Origin of the sequence: Streptomyces endophytica, from assembly GCF_026153355.1 — a bacterium.
Lineage (GTDB): Bacteria > Actinomycetota > Actinomycetes > Streptomycetales > Streptomycetaceae > Streptomyces > Streptomyces endophytica.
In genome coordinates, this window is sequence record NZ_CP110636.1 from 1,117,217 (window position 1) to 1,131,689 (window position 14,473).

General features: G+C 72.0%; 9 protein-coding genes, 6 pseudogenes and 1 riboswitch. Of the genes and pseudogenes, 7 read left to right on the forward strand and 8 right to left on the reverse strand.

Annotated features, from left to right (window positions below):
• Window positions 1-319: 319 nt before the first annotated feature.
• The gene (locus OJ254_RS05045) at window positions 320-571 is read right to left on the reverse strand and encodes an SCO4848 family membrane protein (RefSeq protein ID WP_261956059.1); all 252 of its coding nucleotides are present in this window, start codon (window positions 569-571) and stop codon (window positions 320-322) included.
• A gap of 10 nt (window positions 572-581) precedes the next feature.
• Here OJ254_RS05045 and OJ254_RS05050 point away from each other — a divergent pair.
• A pseudogene (locus OJ254_RS05050) lies at window positions 582-2,105 on the forward strand (D-alanyl-D-alanine carboxypeptidase family protein).
• 14 nt (window positions 2,106-2,119) lie between these two features.
• On the opposite strand, the gene OJ254_RS05055 reads toward OJ254_RS05050, so the two are convergent.
• The 4 genes and pseudogenes from OJ254_RS05055 to OJ254_RS05070 form a co-directional block, all read right to left on the reverse strand.
• Window positions 2,120-3,040: a YihY/virulence factor BrkB family protein gene (locus OJ254_RS05055; protein WP_265361414.1), complete on the reverse strand. Its 921-nt coding sequence runs from the start codon at window positions 3,038-3,040 to the stop codon at window positions 2,120-2,122.
• A gap of 56 nt (window positions 3,041-3,096) precedes the next feature.
• Window positions 3,097-3,762 carry a 2'-5' RNA ligase family protein gene (locus OJ254_RS05060; protein ID WP_265361415.1) on the reverse strand — a complete coding sequence of 222 codons (666 nt, stop codon included), beginning with the start codon at window positions 3,760-3,762 and terminating at the stop codon, window positions 3,097-3,099.
• A gap of 184 nt (window positions 3,763-3,946) precedes the next feature.
• Complete coding sequence (trpS, locus tag OJ254_RS05065; RefSeq protein ID WP_265361416.1) at window positions 3,947-4,960, reverse strand: tryptophan--tRNA ligase; 1,014 nt, start codon at window positions 4,958-4,960, stop codon at window positions 3,947-3,949.
• A gap of 246 nt (window positions 4,961-5,206) precedes the next feature.
• A pseudogene (locus OJ254_RS05070) lies at window positions 5,207-6,492 on the reverse strand (serine hydroxymethyltransferase).
• Between the two features lie 41 nt (window positions 6,493-6,533).
• Window positions 6,534-6,625: riboswitch (ZMP/ZTP riboswitch) on the reverse strand.
• 197 nt (window positions 6,626-6,822) lie between these two features.
• Here OJ254_RS05070 and rocD point away from each other — a divergent pair.
• Window positions 6,823-8,090, forward strand: a pseudogene (gene rocD, locus OJ254_RS05075) (ornithine--oxo-acid transaminase).
• A 230-nt stretch (window positions 8,091-8,320) separates the two neighbouring features.
• On the opposite strand, the pseudogene OJ254_RS05080 reads toward rocD, so the two are convergent.
• Window positions 8,321-9,509: pseudogene (locus tag OJ254_RS05080) on the reverse strand (glutathionylspermidine synthase family protein).
• Window positions 9,510-9,526: 17 nt separating this feature from the next.
• Window positions 9,527-9,931 (reverse strand): hypothetical protein, encoded by a 405-nt coding sequence (locus OJ254_RS05085; protein WP_265361417.1) that lies wholly within the window; start codon window positions 9,929-9,931, stop codon window positions 9,527-9,529.
• A 152-nt stretch (window positions 9,932-10,083) separates the two neighbouring features.
• On the opposite strand from OJ254_RS05085, the gene OJ254_RS05090 reads away from it, so the two are divergent.
• The 5 genes and pseudogenes from OJ254_RS05090 (at window position 10,084) to OJ254_RS31410 (ending at window position 12,977) form a co-directional block, all read left to right on the forward strand.
• Window positions 10,084-10,956: a hypothetical protein gene (locus tag OJ254_RS05090; protein WP_265361418.1), complete on the forward strand. Its 873-nt coding sequence runs from the start codon at window positions 10,084-10,086 to the stop codon at window positions 10,954-10,956.
• 68 nt (window positions 10,957-11,024) lie between these two features.
• Window positions 11,025-11,567, forward strand: coding sequence for a GNAT family N-acetyltransferase (locus tag OJ254_RS05095; RefSeq protein WP_265361419.1), 543 nt, complete (start codon window positions 11,025-11,027; stop codon window positions 11,565-11,567).
• Window positions 11,568-11,635: 68 nt separating this feature from the next.
• Window positions 11,636-11,818 (forward strand): annotated as a pseudogene (locus tag OJ254_RS31405) (RHS repeat-associated core domain-containing protein); the annotation flags it as partial.
• A 352-nt stretch (window positions 11,819-12,170) separates the two neighbouring features.
• Window positions 12,171-12,599 carry a hypothetical protein gene (locus OJ254_RS05105; protein ID WP_265361420.1) on the forward strand — a complete coding sequence of 143 codons (429 nt, stop codon included), beginning with the start codon at window positions 12,171-12,173 and terminating at the stop codon, window positions 12,597-12,599.
• Window positions 12,600-12,695: 96 nt separating this feature from the next.
• On the forward strand, window positions 12,696-12,977 hold the full coding sequence (locus OJ254_RS31410; protein WP_423835832.1) for a CPCC family cysteine-rich protein: 282 nt from the start codon (window positions 12,696-12,698) through the stop codon (window positions 12,975-12,977).
• 45 nt (window positions 12,978-13,022) lie between these two features.
• Here OJ254_RS31410 and pdxR read toward each other — a convergent pair.
• Window positions 13,023-14,435 (reverse strand): annotated as a pseudogene (pdxR, locus tag OJ254_RS05110) (MocR-like pyridoxine biosynthesis transcription factor PdxR).
• Window positions 14,436-14,473: the final 38 nt, after the last annotated feature.

Below are 14,473 nucleotides of genomic sequence, written 5' to 3' on the forward strand. Positions count from 1 at the left end.
GAGATCATCTCCTTCACGCATCCGATAGCACCCACCCCGCTCCGACGGCACCCGGGGCCGGGGACGGCACACGGCAGCCGTGACCGCACCCGGGCAGCGCCGGGTCCGCGGAAGGACGGGGGAAGTCGCTCGGTGATTGTGACCGGCCGAAGCGGATCTGGGAAAACCCCGCAGCAAAATTCCTCGCGACGAATCGCTCACAATCCGGGACGATTACGGCGGTTCACGGAGGGTGAGGAAGCCCGCGGGGCGGGGCCGCTTCCCGCCCAGGGCCGCGGACCGCCCCCTGCCCGCCCGTTGGCCGGCCGCCGCTCGTCCGTTACTTGTCCGCCGCCTCGCGGCGCAGGGCCCGCACGCCACGGAACCCGATCACGCCGATTGCCGTCCCCAAGAGAAAGGACGTCACGGCCAGCAGCAGATGGACCCAGAAGTACGCCGTCGGGTCGCCGGCGTCGTTGAAGGCCAGACCGCTCCCGTCCTTGCAGAGGTTTTTGACGAAAGTGATCCAGATGAACCAGCTCCAGACCCCGAAGGCGAGCAGGAACCAGGACACGGGGCGAGAGAGCTTCATGGGTTCCAGTATGGGCAGCGGCTCCATCCGGCCGTCGGGAGGGGCACTCTTCCGTGGGGTGATGTCGGCGACCGGGGCGAAGAGGGGTACGTTCAGCGACGTGCCGACGACCTTCAGTGCTTTCACGGCTTCCGTCCCTGCCCGCCCCTCCACGTCCCCCGGCGCCCCGGACGCTCTTGAGGCGTCCGGCACGTCCGGTCCGGCCGGCGCCGCCGGAGCATCCCGTGCCGCCGGTGCTGCCGGGCGCGCGGCGCTGCGTCGCGGCCGGTCCCTGTCGGCCGCCGCCGCACTGGCCGTCTCCGGGCTGCTGGCCTCCCCGCTGCTGGCCGGCACCGCGTACGCCGACCAGAAGGACCCCAAGGCCCCCGCGCCGCCGGCCAAGATGTCGCAGATCGGCGGGGAGCTGCTGGGCGCGCCCGGCGTCCACGTGCAGCCGAAGCCCGGTGCGCCGAAGCTGCCGGGGCCGGACGCGCTGACCGCCCGGTCCTGGATCATCTCGGACGCCGCGTCCGGCAAGGTGCTGGCCGCGAAGAACCCGCACTGGCAGCTGGCGCCCGCCAGCACGCTGAAGATGCTGTTCGCGGACACCGTCATGCCGAAGTTCCCGAAGAACCAGAAGCACACGGTCAAGCCCGCCGACCTCGCGGGCATGGGCGTGGGCAGCAGCCTGGTCGGGATAAAGGAGAACCTGACCTACACGGTCCACGACCTGTGGCTCGGGGTGTTCCTGCGCTCCGGGAACGACGCGGTGCACACGCTCTCCGCGATGAACGGCGGGACGAAGGCCACCGTCACGCAGATGCAGCGGCACGCGAAGGAACTGAACGCCAACGACACGCACGTCGTCACGCCGGACGGCTACGACGCGCCGGGCAGGTCTCCAGCGCGTACGACCTGAGCCTGTTCGCCCGGGCCGGGCTGCAGAACCCCGACTTCCGCGAGTACTGCTCGACCGCGAGCGCCCAGTTCCCCGGGGACAAGGGCAAGGACGGCAAGCGGGCGACGTTCGGGATCCAGAACACCAACCGCCTGCTGAGCGGGGACTACGACATGAAGCCGTATCCCGGGATCGAGGGCGTGAAGAACGGCTCGACCACCAACGCCGGGTCGACCTTCACCGGGCTGGCGCAGCGCGGTGACCGCAAGCTGCTGGTCACGGTCATGAACCCGGAGAAGAAGGTGCACAACGAGGCCTACCGCGAGGCCGCCAAGCTGCTCGACTGGGGTTTCGCGGCGGCCGACAAGGTCGAGCCGGTCGGCCGGCTGGTCGGGCCGCGCAGCGAGGACGACGGCACCGGCGCGGTGGCCGCCCAGGGCAAGCGCCACAAGGGCGGGCACGGCAGCACCCAGGCGGCGCTGGACAGCACCGGCTCGGGCGGCACCTGGACCGCGGTGGGGATCACCGGCGGTGCGGTGGTGGTGCTGGGCGCGGTGGCACTGGTGCTACGCCGGCGCCGCGCCGCGAAGTGAACCGGGCGGCGGCCGCACGGGACGGCGAGTGAACCGGGCGGCGGCCGCACGGGACGGCGGGTGAGGCGGGGGCGGGGGCTAGGTGGCCTCCGCCCCCGCTTCGGCGGTCCCGGGCCCCGCGGCGCCGGTCTCCTCCGCCCCGTTCGTCCTCTCCTCCCCCGCCGTGGCGGTCCACGAGGCGCAGTACACCAGCAGCTTCGCGGTGAAGTTGATCCACAACAGCAGCGCGATCGGGGTGCCGAAGGCGCCGTACATGCTGCGCGAGGCGACGCCCTGGAGATAGCCGCTGAGCAGCAGCTTCAGCACTTCGAAGCCGATCGCGCCGAGGAGGCCGGCGATCACCACGGCGCTGCGCGGCGGGTGGGCACCGGGCAGTTTCGTCAGGACGTAGACGAGGAGCAGGAAGTCCGCGAGGACGGCGGTGCAGAAGCCGGCGGCGGACAGCAGGACGGTGCCGATGCCGCCCTCCGCCAGGCCGAGCGCGTGTGCCGCCTTGCCGACCGCCGCGGACGCGAAGGCCGAGCAGGCGAACGAGAGCAGCGCGACCCCGCCGAGTCCCAGCAGCAGCGCGCCGTCCCGGAGCTTGCCGAGGAGGAAGTTGGTGTCCTCGTCGCCCTTCTCCCATACGGCGCGCAGGCAGTCGCGCAGCGAGTCGACCCAGCCGATGCCGGTGAGCAGCAGCGCGGCACCGGCCACCAGCCCGATCGTGGCGGCGTTCTCGACGAGCCCGGCGAGATCGAGCTGCCCGGAGATGCCGGGGATCTGCTCGGCGAACTTGCTCTGCAGCTTGTGCAGGTCGCGGTCGCTGAGCAGGGCGGCGCCGATCGCGGCGGCCACGGTGAGCAGCGGGAAGAGGGCGACGAAGCTGGTGAAGGTGATCGCGGCGGCGAGCCGGGTCCAGTGCACCCGGAGCATGCGTTCATAGGCGTGCCAGAGGTGAGTGGTCATCAGCCAGCCGACGGCCGGCCCGACCACCGGCAGTTTCCTCAACCAGTCCACGGCGCTCCCCTCGTACGGCAGTCGGTCGCCCGGTGATCCGGAACCCTAAGGTCCGACTACCCCGTAACGGCCTCCGGACATCCGGACGATGGCCGCCTCACACCAAGGGGACGGCCGGCCGCGGCCCGTGCGCCGGGATCAGCAGGAAGGGGCCGGGGGCGGGAGAGGTCGGCGGCCTGGCGGGGGACGGCGGGGGGCTGCGGGCCGAAGGGGTACTCGCGCTCCAGGCGCCAGACGGCGTCCGCGCCCTGCTGGTAGAGGGCGAACCCGGCGATCGTCCAGGTCGCGGAGAAGTCCGCGAGCTCGGCCCGGGCACGGTCCATGGCGTCCTCGGCGATGCCGTGCGCGACCGTCACATGCGGGTGGTACGGGAACTGCAGGTCGCGGGCGCACGGGCCGGAGGGGACGCGGACCCGTGCCTGGAGGGCGGTGCAGCCGGCCGCGCCCTCGGTGACCTTCACGAAGACGACCGGGGAGAGCGGGCGGAAGGTGTCGGTGCCCTCCAGCCGGAGCGGGAAGGCGCGGGAGGAGGCCGCGACGCCGGCCAGGTGGCGCTCGATGGCGGGCAGCGCGTCGGCCTGGACCTCCGTGGGCGGGAGGAGGGTGATGTGGGTGGGGATGCCGTGTGCGGCGGGGTCCCCGAAGCTCGCGCGCTTCCGCTGGAGGAAGCTGCCGTACGGCTCCGGGACCGCGATCGAAACGCCCAGCGTTACGGTCCCCACTGGCTTCTCCCTCCTGACGTGTGTGCGGCGCGCTCGCGCACCCTCTTAGTGTGCCGGGTGCGCACCCCGGACGGGGAGCGTCCCCGGCCCTCGGACGGCCGGGCCGTTGTGCCCACGTGAGTGGGGGCGGCGGCCCTGGCGGGGCCCGCGCGGCCAGCCGGGGCGGGCCGCGCGGACCGTTCCGTCAGTGCTTGGCCGGCAGGAGTCCGAGCCGGTCGTAGGTGGTGGCGAGGGTCTCCGCGGCGACCGCGCGGGCCTTCTCCGCGCCCTTGGCCAGCAGGGAGTCCAGCGTCTCGGGGTCGTCGAGGAATTCCCGCGTACGGTCCCGGAACGGTGTGACGAAATCGACCATCACCTCGGCGAGATCCGTCTTGAGGGCGCCGTACATCTTGCCCTCGTAGGACTTCTCCAGGTCCGGGACGGAGGTGCCGGTGAGGGTGGAGAGGATGCTGAGGAGGTTGCTGACACCGGGCTTGGCCTCGCGGTCGAAGCGGATCACCGTGTCGGTGTCCGTCACGGCGCTCTTGACCTTCTTCGCGGTGACCTTGGGGTCGTCGAGCAGGTCGATGATGCCCTTGGGCGAGGACGCCGACTTGCTCATCTTGATCGACGGGTCCTGAAGATCGAAGATCTTCGCCGTCTCCTTGAGGATGTACGGGTTGGGGATGGCGAAGGTGTCGCCGTAGCGGGTGTTGAAGCGGTCCGCGAGGTCGCGGGTCAGCTCCAGGTGCTGGCGCTGGTCCTCGCCGACCGGGACCTGATCGGCCTGGTAGAGGAGGATGTCGGCCACCATCAGCACGGGGTAGGTGAACAGGCCGACGGTGGTGCGGTCGGCGCCCTGCTTGGCCGACTTGTCCTTGAACTGGGTCATCCGGGAGGCCTCACCGAAGCCGGTGACGCAGTTCATGACCCAGGCGAGCTGGGCGTGCTCGGGCACATGGCTCTGGACGAAGAGTGTGCAGCGCTCCGGGTCGAGGCCGGCCGCGAGCAGCTGGGCGGCCGCGATCCGGGTGTTGCGGCGCAGTTCCGCCGGGTCCTGCGGAACGGTGATCGCGTGGAGGTCGACGACCATGTAGAAGGCGTCGTGGGACTCCTGGAGGTCCACCCACTGGCGCACCGCGCCGAGGTAGTTGCCGAGGTGGAAGGAGCCGGCGGTGGGCTGGATACCGGAGAGCACACGAGGACGATCGAGAGCCATGGACCGATTGTCTCAGGTCGCGGGGGGCGGTAGGGCGTCCGGTGGGTGGGGAGGGCGGGGCGGGGGCGCCAGGGGCCGGGGCGGGGGCACCAGGGGGCCGGGGCAAAGCCCCGCGGCGTGCGGGGGACCCCCGCGGCGTCGGGCGGGGCGGGGGCACGTGGGCGGTGGCCCGCAGGGGGTGGTCGAACGCATCCCGTAGGGGATGGCGAGGCCCCCTGCGGGGCCACAACGTGCAGGTGGGGGCCGCTATTCCCCGACAGCCAGCCCCGGCGCCGGGTAGGCGGCCATCAGCTCGGCGACCTCGTTGCGGATCATCGTGAGGGCGTCCTCGTCGCCCTTCGCCGCGGCCCGGACGCCGCGGTCGATCCACTCCGCGACCTGCGGCATCCGGTCCGTGCCCAGGCCCCGGGAGGTGAGGGCGGGGGTGCCGATGCGGATGCCGGAGGGGTCGAAGGGCTTACGGGGGTCGAAGGGGACCGTGTTGTAGTTGACGACGATGCCGGCCCGGTCCAGGGCCTTGGCCGCGACCTTGCCGGGGACGTCCTTCGAGGTGAGGTCGATCAGCACCAGGTGGTTGTCGGTGCCGCCGGAGACCAGGTCGTAGCCGCGGGCCAGCAGCGCCTCGGCGAGCGCCTTGGCGTTGGCGACGACGGCCTGCGCGTACTCCCGGAAGGACGGGGCGGCGGCCTCGTGCAGGGCGACCGCGATGGCGGCCGTGGTGTGGTTGTGCGGGCCGCCCTGCAGACCGGGGAAGACCGCCTTGTCGACGGCCTTGGCGTGGCTCGCCCGGGACATCAGCATCGCGCCGCGCGGCCGCGCAGGGTCTTGTGCGTGGTGGTGGAGATGACGTCCGCGTGCGGGACGGGCGACGGGTGGGCGCCGCCCGCGACCAGCCCGGCGATGTGCGCGATGTCCGCGACGAGGACGGCGTCGACCTCGCGGGCGATCTCGCCGAACGCGGCGAAGTCGATGGTGCGCGGGACGGCCGTACCGCCACAGAAGATGATCTTCGGGCGTTCCTTGCGGGCGAGCTCGCGCACCTCGTCGAAGTCGATGAGCGCGGTGTCGGCGCGCACCCCGTACTGGACCCCGCGGAACCACGTGCCGGTCGCCGAGACGCCCCAGCCGTGCGTGAGGTGGCCGCCCATCGGCAGCGCCATGCCGAGCACGGTGTCGCCCGGTTCGGCGAACGCGAGGTAGGCGGCGAGGTTGGCCGGCGAGCCCGAGTACGGCTGGACATTGGCGTGTTCGACGCCGAAGACGGCCTTGGCGCGCTCGACGGCCAGGGTCTCGACGCGGTCGATGTTCTGCTGGCCTTCGTAGTAGCGACGGCCCGGGTATCCCTCGCTGTACTTGTTCTGCAGGACCGTGCCGGTGGCTTCCAGGACGGCGGCGGAGACGTAGTTCTCGCTGGGGATCAGTCGCAGCGTGTCGGCCTGGAGCTGCTCCTCGGCGCCGACCAGCGCGGCCAGTTCGGGGTCGGCGGCGCTCAGCGCGGGATGGGAGAGGGATGCGGACTGCGGAAGTGACATGGCGTCCTCCGGGGCGGTCGATCGGTGGTCCGGTCGTGGTCCCGGGGTGCCCAGGCGGGGCGACACCTCGTGGTGGTGGCCACGCAGCGCTCCCTCGGGGTCGTTTCCCCGTACGCCAGTCGCGATGCGCACCGCCGAGTCTAGACGGCCGCGCGCGGCCCGGTGCCGGGAACACCCGTTCCGTCCCACCGCGCGGCGCCGGGAACGCCCGTTCCGCCCTACGGCCCGGCGCCGGGAACGCCTCACGGCCCGCTGCCCGCACCGCCCGGCCGCCCCGGTCACCCCGGCGGCTTCCGGACGAACGACCTGAGGAGCAATATAGAGGGGCATATGGGCACCTCACTCCACACGCCCCGTACGGTCTACCGGAACGGAGTCACGGTGACGTCCACGGAACCCGGCATCGCAGCCGCCCTCGCCGCCGCCGAGGCCCACAGCGCGCACAACTACCACCCGCTCCCCGTGGTCGTGGCGACCGCCGAGGGCGCCTGGATGACGGATGTGACGGGCCGGCGCTACCTGGACATGCTCGCCGGGTACTCCGCGCTGAACTTCGGGCACGGCCACCCGCGGCTGCTGGCGGCCGCCCGGGCCCAGCTGGAACGGGTCACCCTCACCTCCCGCGCCTTCCACCACGACCGGTTCGCCGACTTCTGCGCCCAGCTGGCCGAGCTGTGCGGGATGGAACTGGTGCTGCCGATGAACACCGGCGCCGAGGCCGTGGAGACCGCGCTGAAGACCGCCCGCAAGTGGGGCTACCAGGTCAAGGGCGTCCCGGACGGCCGGGCGAAGATCGTCGTCGCGGACGGCAACTTCCACGGCCGGACCACCACCATCGTCTCGTTCTCCACCGACCCCGAGGCCCGCGCCGGCTTCGGCCCGTACACCCCCGGTTTCGAGGTCGTCCCCTACGGCGACCTGGCCGCGATGGAGGCGGCGGTCGACGAGCGGACCGTCGCGGTCCTGCTGGAGCCGATCCAGGGCGAGGCGGGCGTACGGGTGCCGCCGCCCGGCTATCTGGCGGGCGTGCGGGAGCTGACCCGGCGCCGGAACGTGCTGTTCGTCGCTGACGAGATCCAGTCCGGGCTGGGCCGCACGGGCCGGACCTTCGCCTGCGAGCACGAGGGCGTGGTCCCGGACGTGTACGTGCTCGGCAAGGCGCTGGGCGGCGGGGTGGTGCCGGTGTCGGCGGTGGTGTCCTCGCGCGAGGTGCTGGGCGTCTTCGCGCCGGGCGAGCACGGCTCGACCTTCGGCGGGAACCCGCTCGCCTGCGCGGTGGCGCTGGAGGTCATCGCGATGCTGCGGACCGGCGAATACCAGCAGCGGGCAACGGAGTTGGGCGAGCATCTGCACAGCGAGCTGGGGCTTCTGGTGGGCGGCGGGACGGTGGACGCGGTGCGCGGCCGCGGACTGTGGGCGGGGTGGACGTCAATCCGTCCCGCGGCACCGGACGCGCGGTCTCCGAGCAGCTGATGACACGCGGCGTCCTGGTCAAGGACACCCACGGCGCGACGATCCGGCTCGCGCCGCCCCTGATGATCAGCAAGGAGGACCTGGACTGGGGGCTGGAACGGCTGAGGGACGTCCTGGAGGGGTGAGAAGCGGGCGTGCGGGCGGCTCGCCGGGGGCGTACGGGGGCCGCGGACGTGCAGCGGGCGGCCGGCGGCGGGTGCGAGGCCCTGGCCGCCCGCTGTGCCAGCCCCGTACCGCGTACGTCCGCGTACCCGTACGCATCCCGTCCGCCGGGATCCGCCCGGGTCAGCCGGGGTCAGCCGGGGTCAGCCGGGGTCAGCCCGGGTCAGCCGGGGTCAGCCGGGGTCAGCCGGGGTCAGCGGATCACATGCGGGAGGAAACGGGCGTACTCGTCCGTGACCGGTCCCGCCGACTCGCGGATGCCGAGGCCGGCCGCCTCGTCCTCGACGACCCAGGCGCCCAGCACCACCCGGTTGCCGTCGAAGTCCGGCAGCGGCGCCAACTCCTGGTAGCAGCACGGGTCGTCGGGGCCGCGCGGCGCCGGCTCGTCGCCCGGCCGGTGCAGGGTTACGCCGGCGCCCTCCCGGCCCAGCAGCGGTTTGGCGGCGTAGCCGCGGGTGTGCGCCAGCTCGCGCGGCCCGTCCAGGTAGGCGGGCAGCAGGTTCGGGTGGCCGGGGTAGAGCTCCCACAGGATCGCCAGCAGCGCCTTGTTGGAGAGCAGCATCTTCCAGGCGGGTTCGATCCAGAGGGTGGAGCCGGTGCCGCCGCCGTTGTCGAGGGTGTCCAGGACGTGCGGGCCGAAGTCGTCGGTGGCCAGCCACTCCCACGGGTAGAGCTTGAAGCAGGCCCGCACGAAGCGCAGCCGCTGGTCGACGAACCGGCCCGAGAGCCGGTCCCAGCCGATCTCCTCCACGGGGATGCTGACGGTCGGAAGGCCCGCCTGCTGGGCCGTCTCCTCCAGGTAGGCGACGGTCATCAGGTCCTCGCCGAGCTCGTCGCCCGCGGAGTGCGCGAAGTGCACCGGAGCGCCGGGCGGCAGCAGCGGGGCCTGCCGCTTCCAGGCCGCGACCAGCCGCTCGTGCAGCGAGTTCCACTGGTCGGCGCCGGGGAAGCGCTCCTCCATCCAGAACCACTGGGGGCTGGCGGCCTCGACCAGCGAGGTCGGCGTATCGGCGTTGTACTCCAGCATCTTGGCCGGGCCGGTGCCGTCGTAGTGCAGGTCGAACCGCCCGTAGAGGGAGGGGAGTTCGGCGCGCCGGCGCCAGGACTCGGCGACCAGCGCGGCCAGGCGGGGGTCGGTGATCCCGAGGTCGGCGAAGCGGTCGCGGCGACGATGTGCTCGGCGGCGGCCAGGCACATGCCGTGCAGCTCCTCGACGACCTCCTCCAGCGCCTCGATCTCCGGGAGGGTGAAGGAGTAGTACGCGCTCTCGTCCCAGTAGGGCGCAGCGAGTCGTCCGGGTAGCGGGTGAGGGGGTAGATCAGGCCCTGCGCCTCGACGGTCTGCTGCCAGCCGGGGCGGGGCTCGATGGTGTGGCGTTCCATGGCCGTACGGTGTCCGGTCAGCCGCCGAAGGAGCCGTGGCCCCCGTGCCCGCCGTGGCCTCCCGAGCAGCCGAAGCCGCCGCGGTTGACGGCCGTGGTCCGGCTGAAGGTGCCGTTGTCGGCGTACTTGCCGCCGCCGCTGTCCGGGTCGTAGTACCACTGGGCGTCGGCCGGGCGCTTGCCGCGGCCCGACGTACCGGATCCGGCGCCGCCGGTCCCCGAGCCGCCGGTGGACGAGCCGCCGCCCGCCGAGCAGTTCTTGGCGTCGACGACGCGGTAGCCCTTGACGACGTCGTAGCTGTTGCGGTCCACGCAGCGCTTGTCCGGGTCCGAGCCGCAGGACGTCAGGGCGGCGGCCAGGGCGCCCATGCCGCCCAGGATCACCGTGCTCGACCGCAGTCGGCGGCGTGCTTTCTCGGCCATTTTCCGTCTCCCCCGTGATCTCCCGTGGACGGACTCAGGTGTGCGCGTCAACGGGAACGAACGTGCTGTGCGCCCGTCAGCCTAGAAGGGGCCCGCCCGCTGTCCGGGAGGGCCCCCGTCCGGTTCCCGGCTTGGCCCCCTACAGTCGCTTCATGCTCCTTGGGATGGTCTGTGCCCTCGCCTCCGCGGTGTGCTTCGGCACCGCCTCCGTCTTCCAGGCCGTCGCCGCGCGCTCCACCGCGCCGGGTACGGACTCCGGCGTCGATCCGCGGCTGCTGCTGCGGGTGCTCGGGCAGTGGCGGTATCTGGCCGGTCTGGCCCTGGACGGGCTGGGCTTCGTGCTGGAGCTGGTCGCGCTGCGGGCACTGCCGATCTACACGGTCGGGGCGGCGCTCGCGGCGACCCTCGCGGTGACGGCCGTGGTCGCCGCGCCGGTGCTGCACACCCGGCTGCGCCCCGGCGAGTGGGCCGCGGTGGCGGTGGTCTGCGGCGGGCTGGCGATGCTGGCGCTGGCCTCCGGCGCGGAGGGCCATCTGCGGGGCACCCCGGGCCTGCGGATCGCGACGCTGGTGTTCGCGGTGGCGCTGCTGGCGGCCGGCGCGCTGGCGGGGCGGTTGCCGGAACGGTCCCGGGCCGCGGCGCTCGGTCTGGGCGCCGGTTTCGGTTTCGGCGTGGTGGAGGTCGCGGTCCGCCTGCTGGACGACTTCGCGCCGCTCGCCCTGCTCACCAACCCCGCCGCGTACGCCCTGCTGATCGGCGGCGGCGCGGCGTTCCTGCTGCTGACCACCGCCTTCCAGCGCGGCTCGGTGACCACCGCCACCGCGGGCATGGTGATCGGCGAGACGATCGGCCCGGCCCTGGTCGGCGTCGCCTGGCTCGGCGACCGCACCCGCGAGGGCCTGGCCCCGCTGGCGGTGCTGGGTTTCGCCCTGGCCATCGCCGGCGCACTCCTCCTGACCCGCTTCGGGGAGGCGCCGGCGGAACGGGACCGGGCCCCGGAAGCGGTGCCGGCGGCCGACTGCTAGGGCGCGACAACCACGGCGTGCCTAGGGTGAGTTCACCGCCTCCGCTCCGTTCGAAGGATGACGCACCCATGACGCAGGCCGGCCGCCCCTCTCCCGCCCCGCTCCCCGGGGACCTGTCGCTGCGCCACCCCGTACCGCCGGACCACCCCCGCCTCCAGACGGCACTCGCCGACTGGTGGGGCGGCCTGGGCGGTGAAGCCGGCGCACTGCAACGGAAGTTGCTCGTCCCCCGCCTCTTCCTGCAGCACTTCGCCGACACCAGCTTCCTCGTCGAACGCCCCGACGGCACCCTGCACGCCTTCCTGATCGGCTTCCTCTCCCAGACCGACCCGGCGACGGCGTACATCCACTTCGCCGGCGTCTGCCCGGACGGCAAGCGGGGCGGCGTGGGCAGGGCCCTGTACGAACGCTTCTTCGCCCTCGCGCACGAGGCCGGCCGCACCCGGGTCCGCTGCATCACCAGCCCCAACAACCGCGCCTCCCTCGCGTACCACACCCGCATGGGTTTCCACCTGGAGCCGGGCGATCACTCCGACGAGCACGGCACCCCGGTCCACACGGACTACGACGGCCCGGGACTGGACCGGGTCTCGTTCCTGCGGGAGCTGTAACTCCCGTATCCCTCATGACAGTTGGCGACAGAGGGCGATTTCCGGCCAATCCCGCCCAGTAGACGTACCACTTCAGGGCCTACGATCCCGAGACCGGCCGCTTCCTCACCCCGGACCCACTCGGGCTCGAAGCTGCGCCCCACCCGGCGGCCTACGTCGTCAACCCGCTCACCTGGGCCGACCCACTCGGACTCTCCCCGGAGAGTGAGCACGAATGGGCTGACCCAGCGGATATCAATTTCTCTCAGCGTTCGGTTTCCCCCCACGACTACGCCGATAGAATGCGGGCCGGGGAATGGGATTGGAAACGGCCGGGGCAGCGCTCAGTGATGGAAGTCGACGGTCAGCTCATCAGCCATGACAACCGAAGGCTTGATGCGGCGCGTGAAATGGGGAGCCTGTTACCATCAACCGGGTCAATCCAAATGATCTCTACCCGGCCTCGACCACTGGTCGCACCTGGGGCGAAGAGTTCGAACGCCGCAGGACCAAGTCGGAAAATAGGGATAGCCGCGGAAATCCTGTTCCTCTCCAGGGCCTTACGGAGCGGCCGCCGCATACGTACGTGGCAAAGCGGAGGAGGCGGAAGGGATGCAAGAATAAATGAGTGCGATCGAACGCCTCTGGACGGATTACAACCTGCCGACCCTGGATGCGTTGCACTTTCCGGACGGCCGCTCTTACGAGGTGGAGATGGACTCCGCTGCGCCCAGCGGAATGAAGCTCGTGGAGGCTTTCGATCTCGAAGAGTTTCTGGAGGAGGAACCGGGCTGGGTCACCCCGGTCGACGGGCAGCGATCGGTTCCTTTGACGGACGGTGGGGTTCTCTGGGGAGGCGAGGGAGCCCATGGATCCAATGGCTTCTGCGCAAGGCTGAATGCGGATCTCACGCTCGTCTGGGTAATCTTCTTCCAAGTCTCAAACCCCTTCACTGAGGTTCAGGTGTCAGGAGATATCGCCGTGTTCAATTCCACTTCCGGTGTGTCGATCACGGTGGATATCAACGATCCGCTGCGTTCCGTGTCCACGTAGTCGGTCGAGTGCAAACCTGACGAGTCCGATGGTGAGGACCACGGCGGAATCAACATCCCCTCGACGGGAATCAAGAAGCACCATGAAGGAAGGGCTGTGGAGGACAGTCAGGAGTTCGCATCGGGAAAACTCCCCTGCCCTTGTTGTGGATTTCTCACCCTGGAGCAAAGAGGATTCTATGAGATTTGCCCGGTCTGCGGATGGGAGGACGACGGACAGGACGACCACAACGCAGACGAGTACATTGGCGGACCCAATCGCGTCTCGTTGACGGAAGCTCGAAGGAATTACGCGAGTTTCGGCGCCGCGGAGGAAAGGGACCGTCAGCGAGTGCGCCCTCCCCGCCCGGAGGAGTTCCCGAACAAGTCCTCGCAGTAGAACGGCGCGCCGGCGCACCGGCACTACGGCGGACCGGGCCGGACCTCAGCCCTGAGGCTCGGGCAACACCGCCAGCAGCGCGTCCAGCGTGCTCGCGAACGCGTGCTCCGGCGGTGTGCCGTAAGCGACCACCAGGCCGTCGCGTGGGGTGTCGGGGGCGGTGGGGTCGTGGAAGCGGGTGAGGCCTTCGAGGGCGAGGGCCTGCCAGCGGGCGGCCTGGATGATGGACTGCTCGGTGCCGGGCGGGAGTTCGAGGACGGCGTGCAGGCCGGCGGCGATGCCGGAGACGTGGACGTGGGGTGCCCGTTCGGCGAGGGCCGCGACGAGCTGGTCGCGGCGGCGCCGGTAGCGCAGCCGCATCCCGCGCAGATGCCGGTCGTAGGCGCCGGAGGAGAGGAACTCGGCGAGGGTGAGCTGCTCCAGCTGGCCGGACTGCCATTCGCCGGTGCGCTTGACGGCCAGCAGCGGGTCGACGAGGCGGTCCGGCAGCACCATCCAGGCCAGCCGCAGGGCGGGGGCCAGGCTCTTGCTGGCGGTGCCCAGGTAGACCACGTGGTCGGGGTCGAGGCCCTGGAGGGCGCCGACGGGCTGCCGGTCGTAGCGGAACTCGCCGTCGTAGTCGTCCTCCAGGACGTAACCGCCGGTGGCCCGGGCCCAGTTGACGGCGGCGGCGCGCCGGTCGGGGTGCAGCGGGACGCCGGTGGGGAACTGGTGGGCGGGGGTGAGCAGGGCCGCGCGGACGTCGTCGAGCCCGGCCAAATCCTCGGTGCGGGCGCCGTGCGCGTCGACGACGAGCGGGACGGTGCGCAGCCCCGCGCGGGTGAGGACGTCGCGGTGGAAGTCCAGCCCGTACGACTCGACGGCCAGCCGGCCGGTGCCCAGGGTGCGGGCGAGCAGCGCCAGGCCCTGCATGAAGCCGGTGCAGACGACGATCCGGTCGGGGTCGGCGCGGACCCCGCGGGCGCGGGCGAGGTAGTCGGCGAGGACGGTGCGCAGTTCGGGGCGGCCGGCCGGGTCGCCGTAGCCGAACGCCTCGCTGGGCGCGGCGGTCAGCGCGCGGCGGCGGCGGCGAGCCAGGCGGTGCGGGGGAAGGCGGAGACGTCCGGGGTGCCCGGGGTGAGGTCGAAGCGCGGCCGGCCGGGGCGGGCGGCCGGGCCGGGCGGGCGGCGCACGGCGGGGCGGTGCGCGGCAGTACGCGGTCGGCGACCCGGGTGCCGGAGCCCTGGCGGGCGCTCAGCCAGCCCTCCGCGACGAGTTCGGCGTAGGCGTCGGCGACGGTGTTGCGGGCGATGCCGAGGTCCGCGGCGAGCGAGCGGGAGGAGGGCAGCCGGGTGCCGGGGTCAGCCGTCCGGTCCGTACGGCGTCCCGCAGCGCGCGGATCAGGGCGGCCCGCAGCCCGCCGGGGCCGGTGAGGTCCAGATGCAGGTCACGGCCGAAAGTGGCCCATGAATTCCCCATGGAAGTGGACCATACCGGTGCGCCATTACGGTCGTAGC

What these genes read in the sequence shown, in the direction of transcription:
- OJ254_RS05045 (WP_261956059.1), bottom strand. Translation starts at nt 571, where the DNA reads ATGAAGCTCTCTCGCCCCGTGTCCTGGTTCCTGCTCGCCTTCGGGGTC.
- trpS (WP_265361416.1), bottom strand. Translation starts at nt 4,960, where the DNA reads ATGGCTCTCGATCGTCCTCGTGTGCTCTCCGGTATCCAGCCCACCGCC.
- OJ254_RS05085 (WP_265361417.1), bottom strand. Translation starts at nt 9,931, where the DNA reads ATGGCCGAGAAAGCACGCCGCCGACTGCGGTCGAGCACGGTGATCCTG.
- OJ254_RS05090 (WP_265361418.1), top strand. Translation starts at nt 10,084, where the DNA reads ATGCTCCTTGGGATGGTCTGTGCCCTCGCCTCCGCGGTGTGCTTCGGC.
- OJ254_RS05095 (WP_265361419.1), top strand. Translation starts at nt 11,025, where the DNA reads ATGACGCAGGCCGGCCGCCCCTCTCCCGCCCCGCTCCCCGGGGACCTG.
- OJ254_RS05105 (WP_265361420.1), top strand. Translation starts at nt 12,171, where the DNA reads ATGAGTGCGATCGAACGCCTCTGGACGGATTACAACCTGCCGACCCTG.